The organism is Citrobacter sp. RHBSTW-01044, assembly GCF_013781945.1.
Taxonomy (GTDB): Bacteria; Pseudomonadota; Gammaproteobacteria; order Enterobacterales; family Enterobacteriaceae; genus Citrobacter; species Citrobacter braakii.
In genome coordinates this window covers 3,102,416-3,126,087 of the sequence record NZ_CP056180.1, presented here as the reverse complement: position 1 = coordinate 3,126,087, position 23,672 = coordinate 3,102,416, and the positions used below count along the sequence as shown (strand labels likewise).

Sequence of the window (23,672 nt, the reverse complement as noted above, 5' to 3'; positions counted from 1 at the left end):
ATGCATAACGATAAAGATCTCTCTACGTGGCAGACGTTTCGCCGACTATGGCCAACCATAGCGCCTTTTAAATCGGGTCTGATCGTGGCGGGTATAGCGTTAATCCTGAACGCGGCCAGCGATACCTTCATGCTATCGCTCCTTAAGCCATTACTGGATGATGGTTTTGGTAAAACGGATCGCTCGGTGCTGCTGTGGATGCCGCTGGTGGTCATTGGACTAATGGTTCTTCGCGGATTCACCAGCTATGTCTCCAGCTACTGCATCTCATGGGTATCAGGCAAAGTGGTCATGACCATGCGTCGCCGCCTGTTTGGCCATATGATGGGCATGCCGGTGTCCTTTTTTGATAAACAGTCTACAGGTACGCTGTTGTCACGTATTACCTATGATTCAGAGCAGGTCGCATCATCGTCCTCCGGCGCGCTGATCACCGTGGTACGTGAAGGGGCTTCAATTATTGGCCTGTTTATCATGATGTTCTATTACAGCTGGCAGCTGTCATTGATCCTGATTGTACTGGCGCCAATTGTTTCAGTGGCGATTCGTATAGTTTCCAAGCGTTTTCGTAGCATCAGTAAAAATATGCAAAACACCATGGGTCAGGTTACGACCAGTGCGGAGCAGATGCTGAAAGGCCACAAAGAAGTTCTGATTTTTGGTGGTCAGGAAGTCGAAACTAAGCGCTTTGATAAAGTCAGCAATAAGATGCGTTTGCAGGGCATGAAGATGGTTTCCGCCTCTTCTATCTCCGATCCTATCATCCAGCTGATTGCGTCTCTGGCTCTGGCCTTCGTGTTGTATGCAGCCAGCTTCCCAAGCGTAATGGAAAACCTGACTGCAGGGACAATTACGGTTGTCTTCTCCTCAATGATCGCGCTGATGCGTCCGTTGAAATCGCTGACCAACGTCAACGCACAGTTCCAGCGCGGTATGGCGGCCTGCCAGACCTTATTTACGATTCTGGATAGCGAGCAGGAAAAAGATGAAGGTACACGCGAAATCGAACGCGCTACCGGCAATCTCGAGTTCCGCAACGTGACATTCACCTATCCAGGACGTGAAGTACCTGCGCTGCGCAACATCAACCTGAATATTCCAGCGGGGAAAACCGTTGCCCTGGTTGGCCGTTCAGGTTCAGGGAAATCCACCATCGCCAGCTTGATCACGCGCTTCTATGATATTGATGAAGGGCAGATTCTAATGGACGGACACGATCTACGTGAATATACCCTGGCATCCCTGCGCGATCAGGTCGCGTTGGTTTCGCAGAATGTGCACCTGTTTAACGATACGGTTGCCAACAACATCGCCTACGCGCGTACCGATTTGTACAGCCGTGAGCAGATCGAAAAAGCGGCGAAAATGGCTTACGCCATGGATTTCATCAATAAGATGGACAATGGCCTGGATACGGTGATTGGCGAAAACGGCGTCCTGCTATCTGGTGGTCAGCGTCAGCGTATCGCTATTGCCCGCGCCTTGTTGCGTGACAGTCCGATTCTGATCCTTGATGAAGCAACGTCGGCACTCGATACCGAGTCTGAACGCGCGATTCAGGCTGCTCTGGATGAGCTTCAGAAAAACCGTACCTCCCTGGTGATTGCTCACCGCCTTTCTACCATTGAACAGGCGGATGAAATCATCGTGGTGGAAGACGGTATTATTGTTGAGCGTGGAACCCATAGCGAGCTGATTGAGCAGCGTGGGGTGTATGCACAATTACATAAAATGCAATTCGGTCAATGATCGCTCGAATCTGGTCTGGTGAGTCGCCGCTGTGGCGACTGTTACTCCCGCTCTCCTGGCTGTATGGCCTGGTGAGTGGGGGGATCCGCTTATGTTACAAGCTTGGGATTAAACGCGCGTGGCGTGCACCAGTCCCGGTTGTGGTGGTCGGAAACCTGACCGCGGGTGGCAATGGCAAAACACCAGTGGTGATTTGGCTGGTTGAACAACTGCGTCAACGTGGGATTCGCGTGGGCGTGGTGTCGCGTGGTTATGGCGGGAAAGCGGCTGCTTACCCGCTGTTACTGACCGCAGATACCACTACGGCAGAAGCGGGTGATGAACCTGTACTGATCGCCCAACGTACCGGTGTGCCCGTAGCGGTATCCCCGGTAAGATCGGATGCAGTCAAAGCCATTTTGGCCCAACACGATGTGCAGATGATTGTGACGGACGATGGGCTACAGCACTACCGTCTGGCGCGAGATGTTGAAATCGTGGTTATTGACGGAGAACGTCGGTTTGGCAATGGCTGGTGGCTTCCCGCGGGTCCCATGCGGGAACGCGCAGGTCGGCTTAAATCGGTGGATGCGACTATCGTTAACGGTGGCGTTGCGCAGCCAGGGGAAATCCCTATGCGACTTGAACCGGGGCTGGCCGTTAATTTACGTACGGGTGAACGCCGCGATGTGTCGCAGCTGTCCAATATTGTCGCCATGGCGGGCATTGGCCATCCACCGCGTTTTTTTGCCACGCTGGAAGCATGCGGTGCCAGCGTGCAAAAAAGTATTGCGCTGGCAGACCATCAGTCTCTGACCTACAGTGACGTCAGTGCGTTTGCAGACGCCGGGCAAACGCTGGTGATGACGGAAAAAGATGCGGTTAAGTGCCGTGCATTTGCCGATGAAAACTGGTGGTATTTACCTGTTGACGCTCATTTGTCAGGCGATCGGCCTGATATGTTGCTGGATAGCTTAATCTCGCTGACTCGCTAACTGATTCACGCTGCGGCAGCGAATCATTTATGAGGCCATAAATGTCGTTGCCGCGTCTTTCTTTGACGGATGCCCGTCATCTTCACCTTGCCGCTCAAGGGCTGCTGAAAAAAACACGCCGTCGGGCAACCCCAGCAGATATTCTTGCTACCATTTCGCGCATGTCGTTATTGCAAATCGATACCATCAATATTGTGTCGCGCAGCCCTTACCTGGTGCTGTTTAGTCGGTTGGGTGATTATTCGCCCCAGTGGCTGGATGACGCATTGCTGCGGGGCGAACTGATGGAATACTGGGCGCACGAGGCCTGCTTTTTGCCGCGTAGCGACTTTATGCTGATACGTCACCGCATGCTGGCCCCGGAGAAAATGGGCTGGAAATATAAAGCGGAGTGGATGAAAGAACATGCGCATGAGATTGAGCAACTGCTCCAGCACATCCAGCATAACGGACCAGTACGCTCTGCCGATTTTGAGCATCTGCGCAAGGGGGCCAGCGGCTGGTGGGCATGGAAACCGCATAAGCGTCATCTTGAAGGCCTGTTCACCGCCGGGAAAGTGATGGTGGTGGAACGGCGTAATTTCCAGCGAGTGTATGATTTAACCCATCGCGTCATGCCGCACTGGGATGATGAACGCGACCGGCTTTCACAGGAAGAAGCAGAAAGCCTCATGCTGGATAACAGTGCCCGCAGTCTGGGGATTTTTCGCGAACAATGGCTGGCAGACTACTATCGCCTGAAGCGTCCGGCGCTAAAAAACTGGTGCAACGTATGTGCACAGCAGCAACAGATTATTCCTGTCGATGTCGAAGGGTTAGGAACCCTGTGGCTGCATAGCCACCTTCAGCCGCTGCTGGAGCAGGCATTGACGGGTAAATTAACGGCGACGCATAGCGCAGTATTATCACCCTTTGATCCGGTGGTCTGGGATCGTAAACGGGCAGAGCAGCTATTCGATTTTAGCTATCGCCTCGAATGCTACACGCCAGCACCGAAACGTCAGTATGGTTATTTTGTCCTGCCGCTGCTGCATCGCGGGCAGTTAGTTGGGCGGATGGATGCCAAAATGCACCGCAAAACGGGCGTACTGGAAGTGATTTCGCTCTGGTTACAGGATGGCGTCAAACCTGGGGTTACTCTGCAAAAAGGATTGTTTCAGGCGATTGATGATTTTGCCCGCTGGCAGCAGGCAACACGTGTGACGCTGGGACGCTATCCTGAAGGTTTATTTGCTGATGCGCGCCATGGTTGGGAAATAGACCCAGCACGGTAAGCGATTATGTTAATATTTACGGATTCACAATCCGGTCCATCTGGAGGAACTATGGATCATCGTCTGCTTGAAATCATTGCCTGCCCGGTATGCAATGGCAAACTCTGGTTTAACCAGGAAAAACAGGAACTGATTTGTAAACTGGATAACCTTGCTTTCCCACTGCGTGATGGCATTCCCGTGTTACTGGAAACCGAAGCTCGCGTTCTGACTGCTGATGAGAGTAAATCATGAGTTTTGTGGTCATTATTCCTGCGCGTTATGCGTCCACACGTTTGCCGGGCAAGCCGCTGCTGGATATCAATGGCAAGCCGATGATCGTGCATGTGCTGGAGCGTGCGCGTGAATCTGGCGCTGAACGTATTATCGTTGCGACCGATCACCAAGATGTCGCTCGCGCGGTAGAAGCGGTGGGGGGTGAAGTATGCATGACCCGCGCCGATCACCAGTCCGGTACGGAGCGTCTGGCGGAAGTCGTCGAGAAATGTGGCTTTAGCGATGATACCGTTATTGTGAACGTACAGGGTGATGAGCCGATGATCCCGGCGGTCATTATTCGCCAGGTCGCTGAGAATCTGGCACAGCGCCAGGTCGGTATGGCGACCCTTGCTGCCCCGATTCACAGTGCGGAAGAGGCATTTAATCCGAACGCGGTGAAAGTCGTTCTGGACGCCGAAGGTTATGCACTCTATTTTTCACGCGCGACCATTCCGTGGGATCGCGACCGTTTCGCTAAAAGCCTGGAAACGGTGGGTGACACCTTCTTGCGACATCTGGGTATTTACGGCTATCGCGCCGGTTTTATCCGCCGTTATGTTAACTGGCAGCCCAGCCCGCTTGAGCATATTGAAATGCTGGAGCAGCTACGTGTGCTGTGGTACGGCGAAAAAATTCATGTTGCCGTCGCCAAAGAAGTACCCGGTACCGGCGTAGACACTGCCGAAGATCTTGAGCGCGTTCGCGCCGAAATGCGTTAGTTTTTCTCACGACACTCCCCCTGATGACGCGAATTTTTGGGAGGAGTGTCATATCGTTACGCTTTCCCGCCACTTTTCTTTTCATCAATTGATCTCATCCGGGTGACATCTGTCTGCACGACGCTCATTATGAAAGCAGTAGCATTTATGAGGGCAATCCGAAATGGAACAGTTGCGTGCCGAACTCAGTCATCTGTTGGGTGAAAAACTCAGTCGTATAGAATGCGTGAATGAAAAAGTGGATACGGCCCTGTGGTCACTGTACGACAGCCAGGGAAATCCGATGCCACTGATGGCGAGAAGTTTCACCACGCCGGGTATGGCGCAGCAGTTGGCATGGAAAACCTCCATGCTGGCGCGCAGTGGTACGGTGCGTATGCCCGTCATTTATGGGGTCTTAACCCACGAGGAACATCCCGGTCCTGATGTGCTACTGCTTGAGCGTTTACGTGGAGTGCCGGTGGAAGCGCCTGCCCGAACGCCCGAACGCTGGGAACATTTAAAAGATCAGATCGTAGAAGGTCTGCTGTCATGGCATCGGCAGGATAGTGCTGGCTGCGTGGGAATGGTGGATAACACGCAAGAGAATATCTGGCCATCCTGGTATCGTCAGCGGGTTGAGGTGCTGTGGACCACGTTAAATCAGTTCAACAATACCGGACTAACGATGCAGGACAAGCGGATCCTGTTTCGCACCCGTGAGTGTTTGCCTGCCTTATTTGAAGGATTCAATGATAACTGCGTGCTGATCCACGGTAATTTCAGTTTACGTAGCATGCTCAAAGACGCCCGTAGCGATCAGCTTCTGGCTATGGTGGGACCGGGGTTGATGCTGTGGGCGCCAAGGGAATATGAACTGTTCCGCTTGATGGATAATGCGCTGGCGGAAAGCCTGCTTTGGCAATACCTGCAGCGCGCGCCAGTGGCGGAGTCATTCATCTGGCGGCGCTGGTTGTACGTGTTATGGGATGAAGTGACGCAACTGGTCAACACCGGACGCTTTAATCGTTCCAACTTTGACCTGGCAACGAAATCATTACTGCCGTGGCTCGCATGATAAACATGTGAACATCTTATCAGGCAATATTCCTGTCAATGTTCCGATCCTTTCAGCCACTGCCAGATGCGTCCCAGGGTTTCGTAACCAACGCGATCGCTGTGCATCAACCAGACGGGTGAAGGTATAGCGCGCTCCCACGGATTAAGCGGTGAATCAATTGCTAACTGATTGGCTGGCGCTGGCAGCGGATGCAAGCCGGCCTGCTGGAAGAAGATCATCGCCCGCGGTAAGTGGGAGGCAGAGGTTACCAGCAGGAACGGCGCATTGCCGATGGCCTTCTTTACCGCTGCGGCTTCTTCTTCGGTATCTTTGGGGTGATCCAGGGTGATGATTTCATCGGCTGGCACCCCCAGCGACTGCGCTACGCGGGCGCCAGCTTCTGCGGTACTGACGTTATTCGTCTTTGCGGCAGCGCCGGTAAAGATGAGCTTCGATCCCGGGTTTGCGCGCCATAGGCGAATACCTTCATTCAGACGTGGAAGGCTGTTGCTGATCAGATTTGAACTCGGCGCCCACTGCGGATTCCAGGTATACCCTCCGCCCAGCACCACAATATATTCCACTTTTTGCGAACCTTGCCACGTTGGATAACTGTCCTCAATCGGTTTCAACAGGCTGTCGGCGACGGGCTGTAAACTAAGGAGTAACAGTGCCAGCCAACTCAGGCTAATACACACTTTCCCTGTTTTTTGAAAGCGACTGAACCAGACCAGCGCCAGGCCAATACCCATCACAATTAGCATCAGTGGCAGCGGCAGCATCATACCGCCAATCACTTTCTTCAGCGTAAAAAGCATCCTTTTTGGTTCCTTTTTTAACCATACAGCAGGGGATCTGCAGGGATATTACACCAGGAAGGTTCATTCTCGGCGTGGGTGTGACAAAATAGCGGTTTTACTTAGTCACCCTAAAGCCAGTATGCGGAGAGCCCGATGCGGGATCGCAATTTTGATGACATTGCAGAGAAGTTTTCCCGTAACATTTACGGCACCACCAAAGGTCATTTAAGACAGGCTATCCTTTGGCAGGATCTGGATCGATTACTGGAAACGTTCGGTGAGCAAAAACTGCACATTCTGGATGCCGGTGGTGGTGAAGGGCAAACGGCCATCAAAATGGCGGAACGAGGACATTTCGTCACATTATGCGATCTGTCTGGCGAGATGATCGCCCGAGCGCAACAGGCGGCAGAGGCAAAAGGTGTGAGCGGGAACATGCATTTTATACAATGCGCCGCTCAGGATGTTGCTTCGCATTTGGAAAGCCCGGTTGATCTGATATTGTTTCATGCTGTGCTGGAGTGGGTGACAGATCCGGTCAACGTGTTGCAGACTCTGTGGTCAGTATTGCGTCCTGGCGGCGCGCTGTCGTTAATGTTCTACAATGCTAACGGTCTGTTGATGCATAACATGGTCGCAGGGAACTTTGACTATGTGCAGGTGGGGATGCCGAAACGTAAAAAACGCACGCTTTCACCGGACTACCCGCGCGATCCGGGGCAGGTCTACCAGTGGCTGGACGAGATCGGTTGGCAGATAACCGGTAAAACGGGCGTCCGCGTGTTTCATGATTATCTGCGAGATAAACATAAACAGCATGACGACTTTGAAATGTTACTTGAGTTAGAAACGCGCTATTGCCGCCAGGAACCGTATATCAGCCTTGGGCGCTATATTCATGTCACCGCGATTAAAAGTTCGGCCCGAGCCGCAGATGCAAGGATAATTTATGAGTGAATTTTCCCAGACAGTCCCCGAACTGGTTGCCTGGGCCAGAAAAAATGACTTCTCCATCTCTCTGCCGGTAGACAGACTTTCGTTCCTGCTGGCGGTCGCGACCCTGAACGGTGAGCGACTTGACGGCGAGATGAGTGAAGGTGAGCTGGTGGATGCGTTCCGCCATGTGAGTGATGCGTTTGAGCAAACCAGCGAAACCATCGGCGTACGCGCCAACAACGCGATCAACGATATGGTGCGTCAACGTCTGCTGAACCGCTTTACCAGCGAGCAGGCGGAAGGCAACGCTATATATCGTTTAACGCCATTGGGAATTGGCATCACGGATTACTACATTCGTCAGCGCGAATTCTCTACGCTGCGTCTTTCAATGCAGCTGTCGATTGTTGCAGGTGAACTAAAGCGCGCGGCGGATGCGGCAGCGGAAGGTGGCGATGAGTTCCACTGGCATCGCAACGTCTACGCGCCATTGAAATACTCGGTGGCAGAGATTTTCGACAGTATCGATCTGACCCAGCGCATCATGGATGAACAGCAACAGCAGGTAAAAGACGACATCGCACAGTTGCTTAATAAAGACTGGCGGGCGGCGATCTCCAGCTGTGAACTGCTGCTCTCTGAAACGTCTGGTACGCTGCGTGAACTGCAGGATACGCTGGAAGCGGCGGGGGATAAGCTGCAGGCTCACCTGTTACACATCCAGGACGCCACGATGACGCATGACGATTTGCATTTCGTCGATCGGCTGGTGTTTGACTTACAAAGTAAGCTCGACCGCATTATCAGTTGGGGTCAGCAGTCCATTGATTTATGGATCGGCTACGATCGTCACGTGCATAAGTTTATCCGTACCGCGATCGATATGGATAAAAACCGCGTCTTTGCCCAGCGTCTGCGCCAGTCCGTGCAGACATACTTTGACGATCCGTGGGCGCTAACCTATGCCAACGCCGATCGTCTGCTGGATATGCGTGACGAAGAGATGGTGCTGCGTGACGAAGAGGTCACCGGCGAGCTTCCGGAAGATCTGGAATATGAAGAATTTAACGAGATCCGTGAACAGTTGGCGGCGATCATCGAAGAACAGCTGGCTATCTACAAATCCAGACAAACACCACTGGATCTCGGTTTGGTCGTGCGCGAGTATCTGGCGCAATACCCACGTGCGCGTCATTTCGACGTCGCGCGCATAGTTATCGATCAGGCGGTACGCCTTGGCGTAGCGCAAGCAGACTTCACCGGACTGCCAGCCAAATGGCAGCCGATTAATGATTACGGAGCCAAGGTACAGGCGCATGTCATTGACAAATATTGAACAAGTGATGCCGGTAAAGCTGGCGCAGGCGCTGGCGAATCCGTTATTTCCGGCGCTGGACAGCGCCTTACGTTCGGGCCGCCATATCGGTCTGGATGAACTGGATAATCATGCCTTCCTGATGGATTTTCAGGAATATTTTGAAGAGTTTTACAGCCGCTATAACGTGGAATTGATCCGTGCGCCGGAAGGGTTCTTCTACCTTCGCCCGCGTTCAACGACGCTCATTCCCCGTTCGGTCCTGTCTGAACTGGACATGATGGTCGGTAAAATTCTTTGCTATCTCTATCTCAGCCCGGAACGCCTGGCGAACGAAGGGATTTTTACCCAGCAAGAGTTGTACGACGAGCTGCTAACGCTGGCTGATGAAGCGAAGCTGCTGAAACTGGTGAACAACCGTTCAACCGGTTCGGATGTTGATCGCCAGAAGCTACAGGAAAAAGTTCGTTCTTCGCTAAACCGTCTGCGCCGTTTAGGCATGGTGTGGTTTATGGGTCACGACAGCAGCAAATTCCGTATTACGGAATCAGTCTTCCGCTTTGGCGCGGATGTGCGCAGCGGTGACGATCCGCGCGAAGCGCAGCGTCGCTTAATTCGTGATGGCGAAGCGATGCCGGTCGAGAACCGCCTGCAGCTCAACGATGAGCCCGAAGAGAATCAGCCGGACAGTGGAGAAGAAGAATAATGATTGAACGCGGTAAATTTCGCTCACTTACGCTGATTAACTGGAATGGTTTTTTTGCCCGTACGTTCGACCTCGATGAACTGGTTACCACGCTGTCCGGCGGTAACGGTGCGGGTAAGTCCACCACCATGGCGGCATTTGTAACAGCGCTCATTCCGGACTTAACCCTGCTGCATTTCCGTAACACCACCGAAGCCGGTGCAACCAGTGGTTCACGTGATAAGGGCCTGCACGGTAAGTTGAAAGCGGGCGTCTGTTACTCAATGCTCGACGTCCTCAACTCGCGCCATCAGCGCGTGGTCGTGGGGGTGCGTCTGCAACAGGTTGCCGGTCGCGATCGTAAAGTGGATATCAAACCGTTTGCCATTCAGGGGCTGCCGATGTCGGTGCAGCCAACCCAACTGGTGACGGAAACGCTGAATGAACGCCAGGCGCGCGTGCTGTCCCTCTCTGAGCTGAAAGAGAAGCTTGATGAGATGGAAGGTGTGCAGTTTAAACAGTTCAACTCAATCACCGATTATCACTCACTGATGTTCGATCTGGGCATCATCGCCCGTCGTCTGCGTTCCGCGTCTGACCGTAGTAAATTCTATCGTCTGATTGAAGCCTCGCTGTACGGCGGGATCTCCAGTGCCATTACGCGTTCACTGCGTGACTACCTGCTGCCGGAAAACAGCGGCGTACGTAAAGCCTTCCAGGATATGGAAGCTGCGCTGCGTGAAAACCGCATGACGCTGGAAGCGATTCGCGTAACTCAGTCTGACCGCGATCTGTTTAAGCATTTGATCAGCGAAGCGACCAACTATGTGGCCGCGGATTATATGCGTCACGCCAACGAACGTCGTATCCATCTTGATAAAGCGCTGGAATATCGTCGTGAGCTGCATACTTCACGTAAGCAGCTGGCCGCGGAGCAGTATAAGCACGTGGATATGGCGCGCGAACTGGGCGAGCATAACGGCGCGGAAGGCGATCTGGAAGCTGATTACCAGGCCGCGAGCGATCACCTGAATCTGGTGCAAACCGCTCTGCGTCAGCAGGAAAAAATTGAACGCTACGAAGCGGATCTCGAAGAACTGCAGGTCCGTCTCGAAGAACAAAATGAGGTGGTCGCGGAAGCCGTTGACCGCCAGGATGAAAACGAAGCCCGCGCAGAAGCCGCGGAACTGGAAGTGGATGAGCTGAAAAGCCAGCTTGCCGATTATCAGCAAGCGCTGGACGTCCAGCAAACGCGAGCCATCCAATATACCCAGGCGATCCAGGCGCTGAATCGGGCGAAAGAGCTCTGCCACTTACCGGATCTGACCGCCGACAGCGCTGCTGAATGGCTGGAAACCTTCCAGGCTAAAGAGCAGGAAGCCACTGAAAAACTGCTGACGCTGGAACAAAAAATGAGCGTGGCGCAAACCGCGCACAGCCAGTTCGAACAGGCTTATCAGCTGGTGGCGGCTATCAATGGCCCGCTGGCGCGTGGTGAAGCCTGGAGCGTGGCGCGTGAACTGCTGCGGGAAGGCGTTGAACAGCGCCACCTGGCGGAACAGGTTCAGCCGTTGCGTATGCGACTCAGCGAACTGGAGCAGCGTCTGCGCGAACAGCAAGACGCCGAACGTCTGCTGGCTGAATTCTGCAAGCGTCAGGGTAAACAGTTCGATATCGATGAGCTGGAATCGCTGCACCAGGAGCTGGAAGCACGCATCGCCGCCTTGTCGGACAGCGTCTCTTCTGCCAGCGAACAGCGTATGACGTTGCGTCAGGAGCAGGAACAGCTGCAGTCTCGTATCCAGCATCTGATGAAACGTGCGCCTGTCTGGCTGGCCGCGCAGAATAGCCTGAATCAGCTTAGCGAGCAGTGTGGCGAAGAGTTTACCTCAAGCCAGGATGTGACCGAGTATCTGCAACAACTGCTGGAGCGCGAGCGTGAAGCCATTGTTGAGCGTGATGAAGTCGGTGCGCGCAAAAATGCAGTTGATGAAGAAATTGAACGTTTAAGTCAGCCGGGCGGGGCGGAAGATCAGCGTCTGAACGCGCTGGCGGAGCGCTTCGGTGGCGTTCTGCTGTCAGAAATCTATGACGACGTTAGCCTTGAAGATGCGCCGTACTTCTCTGCGCTGTACGGTCCTTCGCGTCATGCCATCGTGGTGCCGGATCTGTCGCTGATTACCGAGCAGCTTGAAGGGCTGACGGATTGTCCGGAAGATCTCTATTTCATCGAAGGGGATCCGCAGTCGTTTGATGACAGCGTTTTCAGCGTTGATGAGCTGGAAAAAGCGGTAGTGGTGAAAACCGCCGAGCGTCAGTGGCGTTATTCCCGCTTCCCGACGGTGCCGATTTTTGGCCGTGCAGCGCGCGAAAGCCGTATCGAAACCCTGCATGCCGAGCGTGAAGGGCTGTCTGAACGTTTCGCAACGCTCTCCTTTGACGTCCAGAAAACCCAGCGTCTGCATCAGGCGTTCAGTCGTTTCATTGGCAGTCATTTGTCGGTGGCGTTTGAAGCCGATCCGGAAGCGGAAATTCGCCAACTGAATGGCCGTCGCGTTGAACTGGAACGTGCGCTGAGCAATCATGAAAATGATAATCAGCAAAGCCGTATGCAGTTTGAGCAGGCGAAAGAGGGGGTCTCCGCTCTTAACCGCCTTCTCCCGCGTTTGAATCTGCTGGCGGATGACACGCTGGCCGATCGCGTGGACGAAATTCGTGAGCGCCTGGATGAAGCCCAGGAAGCGGCGCGTTTTGTGCAGCAACATGGCAACCAGTTAGCCAAACTGGAACCGATTGTTTCGGTCCTGCAAAATGACCCTGAACAGTTTGAACAACTGAAGGAAGACTACGCGTATTCCCAGCAGATGCAGCGCGATGCGCGTCAGCAAGCTTTTGCTCTGACCGAAGTGGTGCAGCGCCGGGCGCACTTTAGCTATTCCGACTCTGCTGAAATGCTTAGCGGCAACAGCGATCTGAACGAAAAACTGCGTGAGCGCCTGGAACAGGCGGAAGCTGAACGTACCCGCGCCCGTGAAGCGCTACGCAGTCACGCCGCACAGTTAAGCCAGTACAACCAGGTCATGGCGTCGCTGAAAAGCTCCTATGACACCAAAAAAGAGCTGCTTAACGATTTACAACGTGAACTGCAGGATATTGGCGTTCGTGCGGACAGCGGTGCCGAAGAGCGCGCGCGTATTCGTCGTGATGAACTGCATGCGCAGCTCAGCAATAACCGTGCCCGCCGTAACCAACTGGAAAAAGCGTTGACCTTCTGCGAAGCGGAGATGGAAAACCTGACCCGCAGGCTGCGCAAGCTGGAACGTGATTATTTTGAAATGCGCGAGCAGGTGGTTACCGCGAAAGCCGGATGGTGTGCGGTGATGCGGATGGTGAAAGATAACGGCGTTGAACGCCGCCTGCACCGTCGTGAGCTGGCGTATCTTTCCGGTGATGAACTGCGCTCAATGTCGGATAAGGCGCTTGGTGCGCTGCGCCTGGCGGTTGCGGATAACGAACACCTGCGCGATGTACTGCGCATGTCTGAAGATCCAAAACGCCCAGAGCGTAAAATTCAGTTCTTTGTTGCGGTTTATCAGCATCTGCGTGAACGTATTCGCCAGGATATCATCCGTACCGACGATCCGGTTGAAGCCATCGAACAGATGGAGATTGAGCTGAGCCGTCTGACGGAAGAATTAACGTCTCGCGAACAGAAACTGGCGATCAGCTCTCGCAGCGTGGCGAATATCATTCGTAAGACCATTCAGCGCGAACAGAACCGTATTCGCATGCTGAACCAGGGGCTGCAAAGCGTGTCGTTTGGCCAGGTAAACAGCGTTCGTCTGAACGTCAACGTACGCGAGACGCATGCTACCTTGCTGGACGTACTTTCCGAACAGCATGAGCAGCACCAGGATCTGTTTAACAGCAATCGTCTGACCTTCTCTGAAGCGCTGGCGAAGTTGTATCAGCGTCTGAATCCGCAGATTGATATGGGGCAACGTACGCCGCAAACCATTGGTGAAGAGCTGCTGGATTACCGTAACTATCTGGAAATGGAAGTTGAAGTTAACCGTGGCTCTGACGGCTGGCTGCGTGCTGAATCTGGCGCGCTGTCAACCGGTGAAGCGATCGGGACCGGGATGTCTATTCTGGTGATGGTTGTGCAAAGCTGGGAAGACGAAGGGCGTAGATTGCGCGGGAAAGATATTTCTCCTTGCCGTCTGCTGTTCCTGGATGAAGCTGCGCGACTTGATGCACGCTCTATCGCGACCCTGTTTGAACTGTGCGAGCGTCTGCAAATGCAGCTGATTATCGCAGCCCCAGAAAACATTAGCCCGGAGAAAGGCACCACTTACAAACTGGTGCGTAAAGTCTTCCAGAACACCGAACACGTTCACGTGGTAGGTCTGCGCGGGTTTGCGCCTCAGCTACCTGAGCCGCTGCCTGGCACCGAAGATGCCTCCTCGCAGGCAAGCTAAATAAAAGGCGGCTAAATGGCCGCCTTCTTTTTTCCGGAAATTCTCAATAACTGGTGTAATTTCTTTAAACTTCTTTACATTAGGTTAGGCAAAAATTTTTTCATGTTTATATACTAAAGGTAAGCCTAACGCGTCACAGGCTTGCTCGTCATACTTCAGCTTGTATTGGCGTTTTACAGGTTCGGCCCCGCCAAAATAAGGGGAAGACATACGGCCTGGCTACTCAAAGTATGATAAAAAAACAGGGGGCAAGGGATGTTGCTTAATAAAATGTGTGGTCGTCGGCTGTCGGCAATTAGTTTGTGCCTGGCCGTAACATTCGCTCCACTGTTCAATGCGCAGGCCGATGAGCCTGAAATGATCCCTGGCGATAGCTCAGCGACCGTCAGTGAACAGCCAACAGCGTTATCGCAGCCGCAGGCTCAATCTTCCGCGACGGCTATCATGGCAGGTATTCAACCGCTGCCCGAGGGCGTGTCAGTTGATAAAGCCCGCGCCGAATTACAATCTCAACTTCCAGCGGGCTTCACACCGGTTTATATGAGCCAACTGGAACTGCTGTATGCCGCACGCGAAATGAAACCGATGTGGGAAAATCGTGATGCGGTAAAAGCCTTTCAGCAACAGTTAGCTGAAGTGGCGATTGCCGGCTTTCAGCCGCAGTTCACCACCTGGGTCGCTCTACTGACTGACCCGGCAGTAACCGGTCAGGCGCGAGATATCGTGCTCTCAGATGCGATGATGGGGTATCTGCACTTTATTGCCAACATCCCCGTCAAAGGCAATCGCTGGCTCTATAGCGATAAGCCCTATGCGCTGACGACGCCGCCGATTTCCGTGATCAACCAATGGCAAGTCGCGCTGGATAACGGTCAACTGACTTCGTTTGTCGCCAGCCTGGCACCGCAACATCCGCAGTACGCAGCAATGCATGAATCGCTGCTCAAGCTGGTGGGCGATACGCGGCCCTGGCCGCAACTGACCAGTACCGCGACGCTGCGTCCGGGGGAGTGGAGTAAGGATATCCCTGCGCTGCGTGAAATTTTGCGCCGAACCGGGATGCTGGAGTCTGTTGTCAGTACGGCTGCCAAAGAAGGCCGTAGCGCTTACGATCGTGAACTTGTTGACGCGGTTAAGCGTTTTCAGACGTGGCAGGGGCTTGGGGCCGATGGCGCGATTGGCCCAGCCACGCGTGACTGGCTGAACGTGACGCCCGCTCAACGTGCGGGCGTGCTGGCGTTAAATATTCAGCGCTTGCGCCTGCTGCCGGGTACGCTGTCTACCGGTATCATGGTGAATATTCCTGCCTACTCGCTGGTGTATTATCAAAACGGCAATCAGGTGCTGGCCTCGCGCGTTATCGTGGGACGTCCCGATCGTAAAACGCCGATGATGAGCAGTGCGCTGAATAACGTGGTCGTTAACCCGCCGTGGAACGTGCCGCCGACGCTGGCCCGGAAGGATATTCTGCCTAAGGTTTGGAATGACCCGGGGTATCTTGAGCGTCACGGCTATACCGTAATGCGCGGCTGGAACAGCAAAGAGACGATAGATCCGTGGCAGGTTGACTGGGCCACCATCACCGCCTCCAATCTGCCGTTCCGCTTCCAGCAGGCTCCGGGAGCGCGTAACTCGCTCGGACGCTATAAATTCAATATGCCGAGTTCGGATGCTATTTATCTGCACGATACGCCGAACCACACTCTGTTCCAGAAGGATTCGCGGGCGTTAAGCTCCGGCTGCGTGCGCGTGAACAAGGCATCTGAGCTGGCGAATATGCTGCTACAGGATGCGGGGTGGAATGATACGCGCATCTCGGATGCCCTGAAGCAAGGGGACACAAGGTACGTGAATATTCGCCAGAATATCCCCGTCAACCTCTACTATCTGACCGCATTTGTTGGCCCGGATGGTCGCACGCAGTATCGTACAGATATTTACAATTACGATCAGACAGCGCGATCCAGTGCACAAATTGTGTCAAAAGCTGAACAATTAATCAGATAAATGAAGCAGTTCGAGGAAAATAATTGTCGTAAGTTATGCTGGAAACGGGGCGAAATGGCTGCAAGCCCCGTATTTCCTGGGGTTGGGAGCCTTGACGTGGACTACTTAGCCAGATAAGGTTTCCCGCGTGCGCTAGAGCATACATACGATAACATTGACCTTGTAGACCTTAAAACCATGGACAAATTTGACGCTAATCGCCGCAAACTGCTGGCGCTTGGTGGCATTGCCCTCGGCGCTGCCATCCTGCCTACGCCTGCGTTTGCTACACTCTCCACCCCACGTCCGCGCATTTTGACTCTGAATAACCTGCATACCGGTGAGTCAATAAAAGCAGAGTTTTTTGATGGCAGGGGCTATATTCAGGACGAATTAGCTAAACTTAATCACTTTTTCCGTGATTTTCGTGCGAATAAAGTGAAATCCATCGATCCGGGATTGTTCGATCAACTCTTCCGTCTGCAGGGCCTGCTGGGCACGCGTAAACCCGTACAGCTTATTTCTGGTTACCGCTCTATTGATACCAATAATGAATTACGTGCGCACAGCCGCGGTGTGGCAAAGAAAAGCTACCACACGAAAGGGCAGGCCATGGATTTCCATATTGAAGGCATCGCATTAAGTAATATTCGCAAAGCTGCGTTATCTATGCGCGCAGGTGGTGTAGGATACTACCCACGCAGTAACTTTGTGCATATTGACACCGGACCGGCGCGTCATTGGTGATCCATAAGCTTAATGAAACAGGAGCCGTATGAACTATCGTATTATTCCGGTCACTGCATTCGCCCAGAACTGCTCGTTAATCTGGTGTGAGCAAACCCGTCTGGCTGCGCTGGTCGATCCCGGCGGCGATGCTGAGAAAATCAAACAGGAAGTCGATGCCAGTGGCCTGACGCTAATGCAGATCCTGCTCACCCATGGTCATCTTGATCACGTAGGTGCGGCGGCTGAACTGGCACAGCATTATGGTGTACCGGTTATTGGTCCGGAAAAAGAAGATGAGTTCTGGTTACAAGGACTTCCTGCTCAGAGTCGCATGTTTGGCCTGGGCGATTGTGAGCCGCTGACGCCCGATCGCTGGTTGAATGAAGGCGACCGGGTAAGCGTGGGTAACGTGACGTTGCAGGTACTGCATTGCCCGGGTCACACGCCGGGACATGTGGTCTTCTTTGATGAACAATCAAAGCTACTGATTTCTGGTGACGTGATTTTCAAAGGCGGCGTAGGGCGCAGCGATTTTCCTCGCGGAGATCATAGTCAATTGATTGATTCGATTAAACGTAAACTGTTGCCGTTGGGCGATGACGTGACGTTTATTCCGGGTCACGGCCCACTTTCGACGTTGGGCAACGAACGGCTACATAATCCGTTCCTGCAGGATGAAATGCCAGTCTGGTAACACCGCAGATAAATGAAAAAGGCCGCTATTGCGGCCTTTTTAGTACGCGATAGATTACAGTACTGCGACAATCGCTTCGCACAGCGGCGCCATGTTATCTGGCGTCATTCCTGCTACGTTCACACGTCCGGAAGCGACGGCATAGACACCAAACTCTTCACGCAGACGCAGAACCTGCTCTTTGGTCAGGCCGCTGAATGAGAACATGCCGTTCTGTTTGATGATAAAGCTGAAGTCGCGGTTCGCACCTTTCTCTTGCAGCGTATTCACAAACAGCAAACGCATGCGTTGGATGCGTTGACGCATATCAGTCAGTTCCTGCTCCCAGATAGCGCGCAGGGCATCGTTGCTCAGGATGGTTGCCACAACCGACGCACCGTGTGCTGGTGGGTTGGAATAGTTGGCACGAATGACGGATTTCATCTGGCTAAATGCGCGGTCGACGGTTTCAGCATCGGCTGCAACCAGAGTACAGGCGCCTACGCGCTCATTGTACAGACCAAAGTTCTTGGAGTAGGAGCTGGCGACGATCAGCTCTTTGTGCAGCGCAGCGAATGCGCGCAGACCTTCTGCATCTTCTTCCAGACCGCGGGCAAAGCCCTGGTATGCGAAGTCAAACAGCGGCAACCAACCTTTTTCGACAGAAAGCTGAGCCAGCGTTTGCCACTGCTCCAGCGTAGGATCGATACCGGTTGGGTTATGGCAGCAGCCGTGGAATAACACCACGTCGCCAGCCTGCGCTTCGCTGAGGCTTGCCAGCAGCGCATCAAAGTCTAATGAGTGATTCGCGGCATCGTAATAGTTGTATTCACGAACTTCCAGACCGGCAGAGTTAAAGACGCTCTTATGGTTTGGCCAGCTTGGATTGCTCACCCATACGCGTTTAGCTGAGGTGTTTTTTGCCAGGAAATCAGCGGCCACACGCAGTGCGCCAGTGCCGCCAGGGGTCTGTGCTGTACGCGCACGTTTGTCGTTGATAAGCGAACTTTCTTTACCAAACAGTAATTCCTGAGTGCAGCGACCAAACTCTGGAATACCGTCGATGCCAAGGTAATTTTTGGTGGTTTCATTTTCCAGAATATATTGCTCGGCTTTTTTAACGCTGGTCAGTACCGGCGTTTTGCCTGTCTCATCTTTATATACACCGATCCCAAGGTTTATTTTTCCTGGGCGGTCATCGGCACGAAACAAATCAGCCAGACCCAAAATGGGGTCGGCAGGAGCGGCAGTAATGTTCTCAAACATGACGAGGTTCCATAGTGATTACAGAAGGGAAGTCCGCTATCAGGTTAACGGTAGATTTACAAAATGCCAACCGTTACTGACGAAAAGCCGAGGTGTTTTTTTAAGACGCAAGAATCCGCTAGCAGAGATAAAAAAACAGGACCGAAGTCCTGTTTTTTAGGCATTTAACAAAGAGGTCTGCTATTAGAACTGGTAAACGATACCCACTGCAACGGTGTCGTCAGAGCCTACGCCCAGTTTGTTGTCAGAATCGATCTGGTTGATGATGTAATCAACATAGGTGGACATGTTTTTGTTGAAGTAGTAAGTCGCACCCACTTCGAAGTAGTTCACCAGATCTACGTCGCCGATTCCTTCGATGTCCTTACCTTTAGATTTGGTATAGGCGAGGGACGGACGCAGGCCGAAGTCGAACTGGTACTGAGCAACCAACAGGACGTCTTCAGTTTTGTTAGCATAACCGTTAGCGATACGGGTTGCGTTACGGGTTTCGCTGTAGTTCGCCGCCAGGTAGATGTTGTTAGCATCGTATTTCAAGCCGGTCGCCCACTGCTCAGCTTTGTCGCCGTGGCCGCGCAGAAGTGGGTTTTGCTGGGCATCGGTACGATCAGCTGCACCATACGCACCTACGATACCAAAACCTTCGAATTCGTAGCTAACAGAACCGCCAACGCCATCACCGTTAGAGCGACGAACGTCATCACGCTCGTTTTTGCCCAGGTACTGAACAGCGAAGTTCAGGCCTTCAACCAAACCGAAGAAGTTAGAGTTACGGTAAGTTGCGAGACCGCCGTTACGCTGAGAGAAGAACTGGTCGGAAGCAGCAGTATCACCACCGAATTCTGGCAGCATATCGGTGTAACCCAGAGCATCGTAAACGACGCCGTAGTTACGACCGTAATCGAAGGAGCCTGCATCACCGAATTTCAGACCGGCAAACGCCAGACGGGTTTTGTTGCCATTCTGAGCATCATCACCGCCTTCAGAGTTATTGCCGCTGAACTGGTATTCCCACTGGCCGTAACCGGTCAGTTGGTCGTTAATCTGAGTTTCCCCTTTGAAACCAAGACGGGCGTAAGTCTGATCGCCATTAGGTGCGTAGGCATTGTCACCGTTGTGCTTGGAAAAATAGTGCAGACCTACTGCTTTACCGTACAGGTCTACTTTGTTGCCATCTTTGTTATAGATTTCTGCAGCGTTAGCTGCCCCGGCTACCAGCAGAGCAGGGATAACCACTGCCAGAATATTGCGCTTCATCATTATTTATTACCCTCATCGGTTTTTATATGACACCTGCCACTGCCGCCAATAATTTCCGTCAATAAAAATTTACGGAACTATTGATGAGAGTTTGGTGTCTTTATGTGTCTGACAGGCATCTTTCCATTCAAACTATCGTTTCGCTACCGTCAAAGTGCTACAAATATAAAGATTTGGTTTCAAAAAGAAAAAGTGTGTAACAAAATGTTATTTTTGTGCAACTTTGTGAACAACTTCAAATTTCAGATGTCCGTACGCTAAAAATCACCGCTTCTATTTCTATTTATATGATTTTCTTATATTTAATTTAGATAAACTCCTTTTTTCTCTGTTCTGCCATAAAGTTCCTGCTTTACAGATGGCTATTTCTGGACGTCTGGAATGCCGTGCAAATGGTCAGAAAATGTACTATTTAATCAGAAAATACTAATCCACAATAAAAATGCTGATTATTTTTTGTTCAAATATGTTGCAGTGAAATATTACGTAACAGGAAGGGGGGAAGGCGAAGGGTTGTGTTAAACGCGGGAGGGGGATCCCAAAACGTGAAGCGGTGACAAAAAAAGCCAGCAATGCTGGCTTTTGTATCAAAAATGCAGGGTTAGAACGTGGCGTTACGCGGGGTACGCGGGAACGGAATAACGTCACGGACGTTCTGCACGCCGGTAACGTAAGCGATCAAACGCTCAAAGCCCAAACCGAAGCCGGAATGTGGAACGGTACCGTAGCGACGCAGGTCGCGATACCACCAGTAATCTTCTTTGTTCAGACCCATTTCCAGCATACGGGCATCCAGGACGTCCAGACGCTCTTCACGCTGAGAACCACCGATGATTTCACCGATTCCTGGAGCCAGGACGTCCATTGCTGCAACGGTTTTACCGTCTTCGTTAAGGCGCATATAAAACGCTTTGATATCTTTCGGGTAGTTTTTAACGACGACCGGCGCTTTAAAGTGCTCTTCAGCAAGGTAACGTTCGTGCTCAGAAGACAGATCCACACCCCAGTAAACCGGGTTTTCGAACTGTTTGCCGCATTTTTCCAGAATGCTTACCGCGTCGGTGTAATCCACCTGCGCGAAGTCAGCCTCAATGAAACGTTCCAGGCGTGAAATCGCGTCTTTGTCGACACGTTCGGCGAAGAATTTCATATCATCCGCACGCTCAGCCAGTACGGCTTTGAACGCGTACTTCAGCATCGCTTCAGCCAGGCCTGCAACATCGTTCAGGTCGGCGAAAGCCACTTCCGGTTCCAGCATCCAGAACTCTGCCAGGTGACGACTGGTATTAGAGTTTTCTGCACGGAACGTCGGGCCAAAGGTATAAATTTTGGACAGAGCACAGGCGTAGGTTTCGCCGTTCAGCTGACCGGAAACGGTCAGGAAAGCTTCTTTACCAAAGAAGTCTTTGTCGAAATCGACTTTGCCCTGATCGTTACGCGGCAGGTTTTCCAGATCCAGCGTAGACACGCGGAACATTTCACCGGCACCTTCGGTGTCGGAAGCGGTGATCAGCGGAGTCGATACCCAAAAGAAACCCTGCTCGTGGAAGAAGCGATGCAGCGCTTGCGCCAGCGTATGACGTACACGCGCGACGGCACCAATCATGTTGGTACGTGGGCGCATGTGCGCCACTTCACGCAGATACTCAATGCTGTGACGCTTAGCCGCCATTGGATAGGTATCAGGATCTTCAACCCAGCCGGCTACTTCAACCTCAGTGGCCTGAATTTCAAAGCTCTGTCCTTGTCCAGGAGATGCAACGACTTTACCCGTTACGATAACTGAACAACCCGTCGTCAGGCGCAGTACGTCCTGATTGTAATTGGGCAGAGAATTATTGATGACGGCCTGTACAGGATCAAAGCAGGAACCGTCATAAACGGCGAGGAAGGAGATGCCAGCTTTTGAATCTCGGCGGGTACGCACCCATCCGCGCACGGTGACTTCGCTGTCAACGGCTACGCGGCCCTGGAGTACGTCGGCTACAGGCACAACGCTCATAATATTCTCTCTGTTAATAGTCGGATATATAAACACATGTCCACCCGTAATGGGGGGATACCTATGTTACCTGGCATCTGCAATCAGACAAGCAGAATTCGTAGCTGGAGTGAAAGATTTCGGAAATTAGCGTGAAAAGGGAGCCAAACTGGCTCCCTGGAAGGTTTAACTGGCTTTTTTAATATGCGGCAAATCGAAGGCTTTGCGTAGCGCGCGCACGAACGCTTTATCGTGGCAGATGGTTTTACCCGGGCTATCAGATAACTTCGCCACAGGTTTGCCGTTACATTCCACCAGCTTGATCACAATATTGAGCGGCTTAACCTGGGGAATATCACAGGTTAAACGTGTGCCAATACCAAAACTCAACTGCACACGAGAAGAGAAGTGGCGGTAGAGCTCAATCGCTTTTTTCAAATCGAGGTTATCTGAAAACACCAGCGTTTTGCTCAGCGGATCAATGCCCAGTTTTTCATAATGGGCGATGGCTTTTTCACCCCATTCCACCGGGTCGCCTGAGTCATGGCGTAAACCCTGATAGCGGGTCGCAAACTCGACGCCAAAGTCGCGTAAAAACGCATCCATAGTGATGCAATCGGTCAGCGCAATGCCGAGTTGGTCAGGATATTCATTTAACCAGGCGGCCAGGGCAACGCGCTGGCTGGTGGCAAGCTCAGGGCTGATTTGCTGATGAGCCTGGAACCACTCATGCGCCTGCGTGCCCATTGGGGTTAATGACAGGCGGCGGGCCAGATCGTAGTTACTGGTGCCGACAAACCAGGGCTCTCGCTGCAGGCGTTTAACAATAGCCTGCTGTACTTCACGTGAAAAACGACGACGCGTACCGAAATCCATCAGATGGAAGCGGGACATATCGACATCTTTCGTTAAAGCAGAGAATTCTACTAGTTTGCTTTCCAGCTCATCGAGTGCCTGCGGGACGCCTGATTCGGGCGAACGGTAACGGTGTACCATCTCGCTGATGACCGCTAGCAGCGGGACTTCCCACATGATCACTTCACGCCACGGCCCGGTTAAGCGGATGTTCAGCTTACCGTTATCATTGGTGACGCAAACCTGTTCCGGGTTATAGCGGAAATCACGTAACCAGGTGAGGTAATCAGCTTTAAAGAAAGGCAGGCCGGAGAGCCACTGGTACTCGTCCTCCTGCAGTCGCAGGTGTTGCATAGCATTCACCTGCTCACGAATAGAATCGGCATAAATACCGAGCAGGTCATCGCCACGGCAACGAAATTCAGCCGCTACTTGTACATCATAGTAGTGGTGAAAAACGGCTTGCTGCATATGCAACTTATAAGCGTCTGTATCCAGCAGCGAGTGCAGAACAGGAGAAGCGAATTGTGTCATAGGTGCGCAGTAGCATCCTCTCACGGGAGCGTTTAGTACAATAAACAACTAAGAAAACCGCTGGAGTATACCTTGTTTAGCGATTTATTGAACCCCGATCACACCATAAGCTGTCTTTCTGGTCGAGGGCAATTCGTGCCGCGTGTTATAAAAATGTA

Annotated in this window: 18 protein-coding genes; 13 read left to right on the top strand and 5 right to left on the bottom strand. The window is 52.5% G+C overall.

The features are described from left to right. From msbA to HV352_RS15220, 6 genes are all read left to right on the top strand, one after another. Positions 1-1,749 (top strand): lipid A ABC transporter ATP-binding protein/permease MsbA, encoded by a 1,749-nt coding sequence (gene msbA / locus HV352_RS15245; RefSeq protein WP_016156118.1) that lies wholly within the window; start codon positions 1-3, stop codon positions 1,747-1,749. Then, positions 1,746-2,723 (top strand): tetraacyldisaccharide 4'-kinase, encoded by a 978-nt coding sequence (gene lpxK / locus HV352_RS15240; RefSeq protein WP_016152450.1) that lies wholly within the window; start codon positions 1,746-1,748, stop codon positions 2,721-2,723. The genes msbA and lpxK overlap by 4 nt, the downstream gene beginning before the upstream one ends. A gap of 41 nt (positions 2,724-2,764) precedes the next feature. Then, entirely contained in the window at positions 2,765-3,997 is a 1,233-nt protein-coding gene (locus HV352_RS15235; protein WP_181634845.1) for a winged helix-turn-helix domain-containing protein, read from the top strand. 51 nt (positions 3,998-4,048) lie between these two features. Beyond that, positions 4,049-4,231 carry a protein YcaR gene (ycaR, locus tag HV352_RS15230; RefSeq protein ID WP_003035793.1) on the top strand — a complete coding sequence of 61 codons (183 nt, stop codon included), beginning with the start codon at positions 4,049-4,051 and terminating at the stop codon, positions 4,229-4,231. Next, positions 4,228-4,974, top strand: a complete 747-nt coding sequence (gene kdsB, locus HV352_RS15225; protein WP_155574099.1) for a 3-deoxy-manno-octulosonate cytidylyltransferase — start codon at positions 4,228-4,230, stop codon at positions 4,972-4,974. Before ycaR ends, kdsB begins: the two co-directional genes overlap by 4 nt. Before the next feature lie 163 nt (positions 4,975-5,137). After that, the gene (locus tag HV352_RS15220; protein ID WP_016156120.1) at positions 5,138-6,031 is read left to right on the top strand and encodes a YcbJ family phosphotransferase; all 894 of its coding nucleotides are present in this window, start codon (positions 5,138-5,140) and stop codon (positions 6,029-6,031) included. Between the two features lie 35 nt (positions 6,032-6,066). On the opposite strand, the gene elyC is transcribed toward HV352_RS15220, so the two are convergent. Further along, positions 6,067-6,831: an envelope biogenesis factor ElyC gene (gene elyC, locus HV352_RS15215; protein WP_016156121.1), complete on the bottom strand. Its 765-nt coding sequence runs from the start codon at positions 6,829-6,831 to the stop codon at positions 6,067-6,069. Between the two features lie 135 nt (positions 6,832-6,966). On the opposite strand from elyC, the gene cmoM reads away from it, so the two are divergent. The 7 genes from cmoM to HV352_RS15180 all read left to right on the top strand — a co-directional run bounded on the left by cmoM (position 6,967) and on the right by HV352_RS15180 (position 17,639). Then, positions 6,967-7,770 (top strand): tRNA uridine 5-oxyacetic acid(34) methyltransferase CmoM, encoded by an 804-nt coding sequence (cmoM, locus tag HV352_RS15210; RefSeq protein WP_080858507.1) that lies wholly within the window; start codon positions 6,967-6,969, stop codon positions 7,768-7,770. Beyond that, entirely contained in the window at positions 7,763-9,085 is a 1,323-nt protein-coding gene (gene mukF, locus HV352_RS15205; RefSeq protein ID WP_016156123.1) for a chromosome partition protein MukF, read from the top strand. The genes cmoM and mukF overlap by 8 nt, the downstream gene beginning before the upstream one ends. Then, on the top strand, positions 9,066-9,770 hold the full coding sequence (gene mukE / locus HV352_RS15200; RefSeq protein WP_016152457.1) for a chromosome partition protein MukE: 705 nt from the start codon (positions 9,066-9,068) through the stop codon (positions 9,768-9,770). Before mukF ends, mukE begins: the two co-directional genes overlap by 20 nt. Continuing rightward, positions 9,770-14,230: a chromosome partition protein MukB gene (gene mukB, locus HV352_RS15195; protein ID WP_131352054.1), complete on the top strand. Its 4,461-nt coding sequence runs from the start codon at positions 9,770-9,772 to the stop codon at positions 14,228-14,230. The genes mukE and mukB overlap by 1 nt, the downstream gene beginning before the upstream one ends. Positions 14,231-14,485: 255 nt before the next feature. After that, entirely contained in the window at positions 14,486-16,237 is a 1,752-nt protein-coding gene (gene ldtD, locus HV352_RS15190) for a L,D-transpeptidase (RefSeq protein WP_016152460.1), read from the top strand. Positions 16,238-16,414: 177 nt separating this feature from the next. Further along, positions 16,415-16,963, top strand: a complete 549-nt coding sequence (locus tag HV352_RS15185) for a YcbK family protein (RefSeq protein WP_016152461.1) — start codon at positions 16,415-16,417, stop codon at positions 16,961-16,963. Positions 16,964-16,991: 28 nt separating this feature from the next. After that, entirely contained in the window at positions 16,992-17,639 is a 648-nt protein-coding gene (locus HV352_RS15180; RefSeq protein WP_003035823.1) for an MBL fold metallo-hydrolase, read from the top strand. A 54-nt stretch (positions 17,640-17,693) separates the two neighbouring features. Here HV352_RS15180 and aspC read toward each other — a convergent pair whose 3' ends face one another. From aspC to pncB, 4 genes are all read right to left on the bottom strand, one after another. Then, positions 17,694-18,884 (bottom strand): aspartate transaminase, encoded by a 1,191-nt coding sequence (gene aspC / locus HV352_RS15175; RefSeq protein WP_016152462.1) that lies wholly within the window; start codon positions 18,882-18,884, stop codon positions 17,694-17,696. Between the two features lie 183 nt (positions 18,885-19,067). Beyond that, positions 19,068-20,144 carry a porin OmpF gene (ompF, locus tag HV352_RS15170; protein WP_016156126.1) on the bottom strand — a complete coding sequence of 359 codons (1,077 nt, stop codon included), beginning with the start codon at positions 20,142-20,144 and terminating at the stop codon, positions 19,068-19,070. 601 nt (positions 20,145-20,745) lie between these two features. Next, positions 20,746-22,146: an asparagine--tRNA ligase gene (asnS, locus tag HV352_RS15165; RefSeq protein ID WP_016152464.1), complete on the bottom strand. Its 1,401-nt coding sequence runs from the start codon at positions 22,144-22,146 to the stop codon at positions 20,746-20,748. A gap of 165 nt (positions 22,147-22,311) precedes the next feature. After that, positions 22,312-23,514, bottom strand: coding sequence for a nicotinate phosphoribosyltransferase (gene pncB / locus HV352_RS15160; RefSeq protein WP_016152465.1), 1,203 nt, complete (start codon positions 23,512-23,514; stop codon positions 22,312-22,314). Positions 23,515-23,672 lie beyond the last annotated feature (158 nt).

Bases quoted from the DNA above. Each gene is read 5' to 3' on its own strand.
- msbA (WP_016156118.1), top strand. From the start codon at position 1: ATGCATAACGATAAAGATCTCTCTACGTGGCAGACGTTTCGCCGACTA.
- lpxK (WP_016152450.1), top strand. From the start codon at position 1,746: ATGATCGCTCGAATCTGGTCTGGTGAGTCGCCGCTGTGGCGACTGTTA.
- HV352_RS15235 (WP_181634845.1), top strand. From the start codon at position 2,765: ATGTCGTTGCCGCGTCTTTCTTTGACGGATGCCCGTCATCTTCACCTT.
- ycaR (WP_003035793.1), top strand. From the start codon at position 4,049: ATGGATCATCGTCTGCTTGAAATCATTGCCTGCCCGGTATGCAATGGC.
- kdsB (WP_155574099.1), top strand. From the start codon at position 4,228: ATGAGTTTTGTGGTCATTATTCCTGCGCGTTATGCGTCCACACGTTTG.
- HV352_RS15220 (WP_016156120.1), top strand. From the start codon at position 5,138: ATGGAACAGTTGCGTGCCGAACTCAGTCATCTGTTGGGTGAAAAACTC.
- elyC (WP_016156121.1), bottom strand. From the start codon at position 6,831: ATGCTTTTTACGCTGAAGAAAGTGATTGGCGGTATGATGCTGCCGCTG.
- cmoM (WP_080858507.1), top strand. From the start codon at position 6,967: ATGCGGGATCGCAATTTTGATGACATTGCAGAGAAGTTTTCCCGTAAC.
- mukF (WP_016156123.1), top strand. From the start codon at position 7,763: ATGAGTGAATTTTCCCAGACAGTCCCCGAACTGGTTGCCTGGGCCAGA.
- mukE (WP_016152457.1), top strand. From the start codon at position 9,066: ATGTCATTGACAAATATTGAACAAGTGATGCCGGTAAAGCTGGCGCAG.
- mukB (WP_131352054.1), top strand. From the start codon at position 9,770: ATGATTGAACGCGGTAAATTTCGCTCACTTACGCTGATTAACTGGAAT.
- ldtD (WP_016152460.1), top strand. From the start codon at position 14,486: ATGTTGCTTAATAAAATGTGTGGTCGTCGGCTGTCGGCAATTAGTTTG.
- HV352_RS15185 (WP_016152461.1), top strand. From the start codon at position 16,415: ATGGACAAATTTGACGCTAATCGCCGCAAACTGCTGGCGCTTGGTGGC.
- HV352_RS15180 (WP_003035823.1), top strand. From the start codon at position 16,992: ATGAACTATCGTATTATTCCGGTCACTGCATTCGCCCAGAACTGCTCG.
- aspC (WP_016152462.1), bottom strand. From the start codon at position 18,884: ATGTTTGAGAACATTACTGCCGCTCCTGCCGACCCCATTTTGGGTCTG.
- ompF (WP_016156126.1), bottom strand. From the start codon at position 20,144: ATGATGAAGCGCAATATTCTGGCAGTGGTTATCCCTGCTCTGCTGGTA.
- asnS (WP_016152464.1), bottom strand. From the start codon at position 22,146: ATGAGCGTTGTGCCTGTAGCCGACGTACTCCAGGGCCGCGTAGCCGTT.
- pncB (WP_016152465.1), bottom strand. From the start codon at position 23,514: ATGACACAATTCGCTTCTCCTGTTCTGCACTCGCTGCTGGATACAGAC.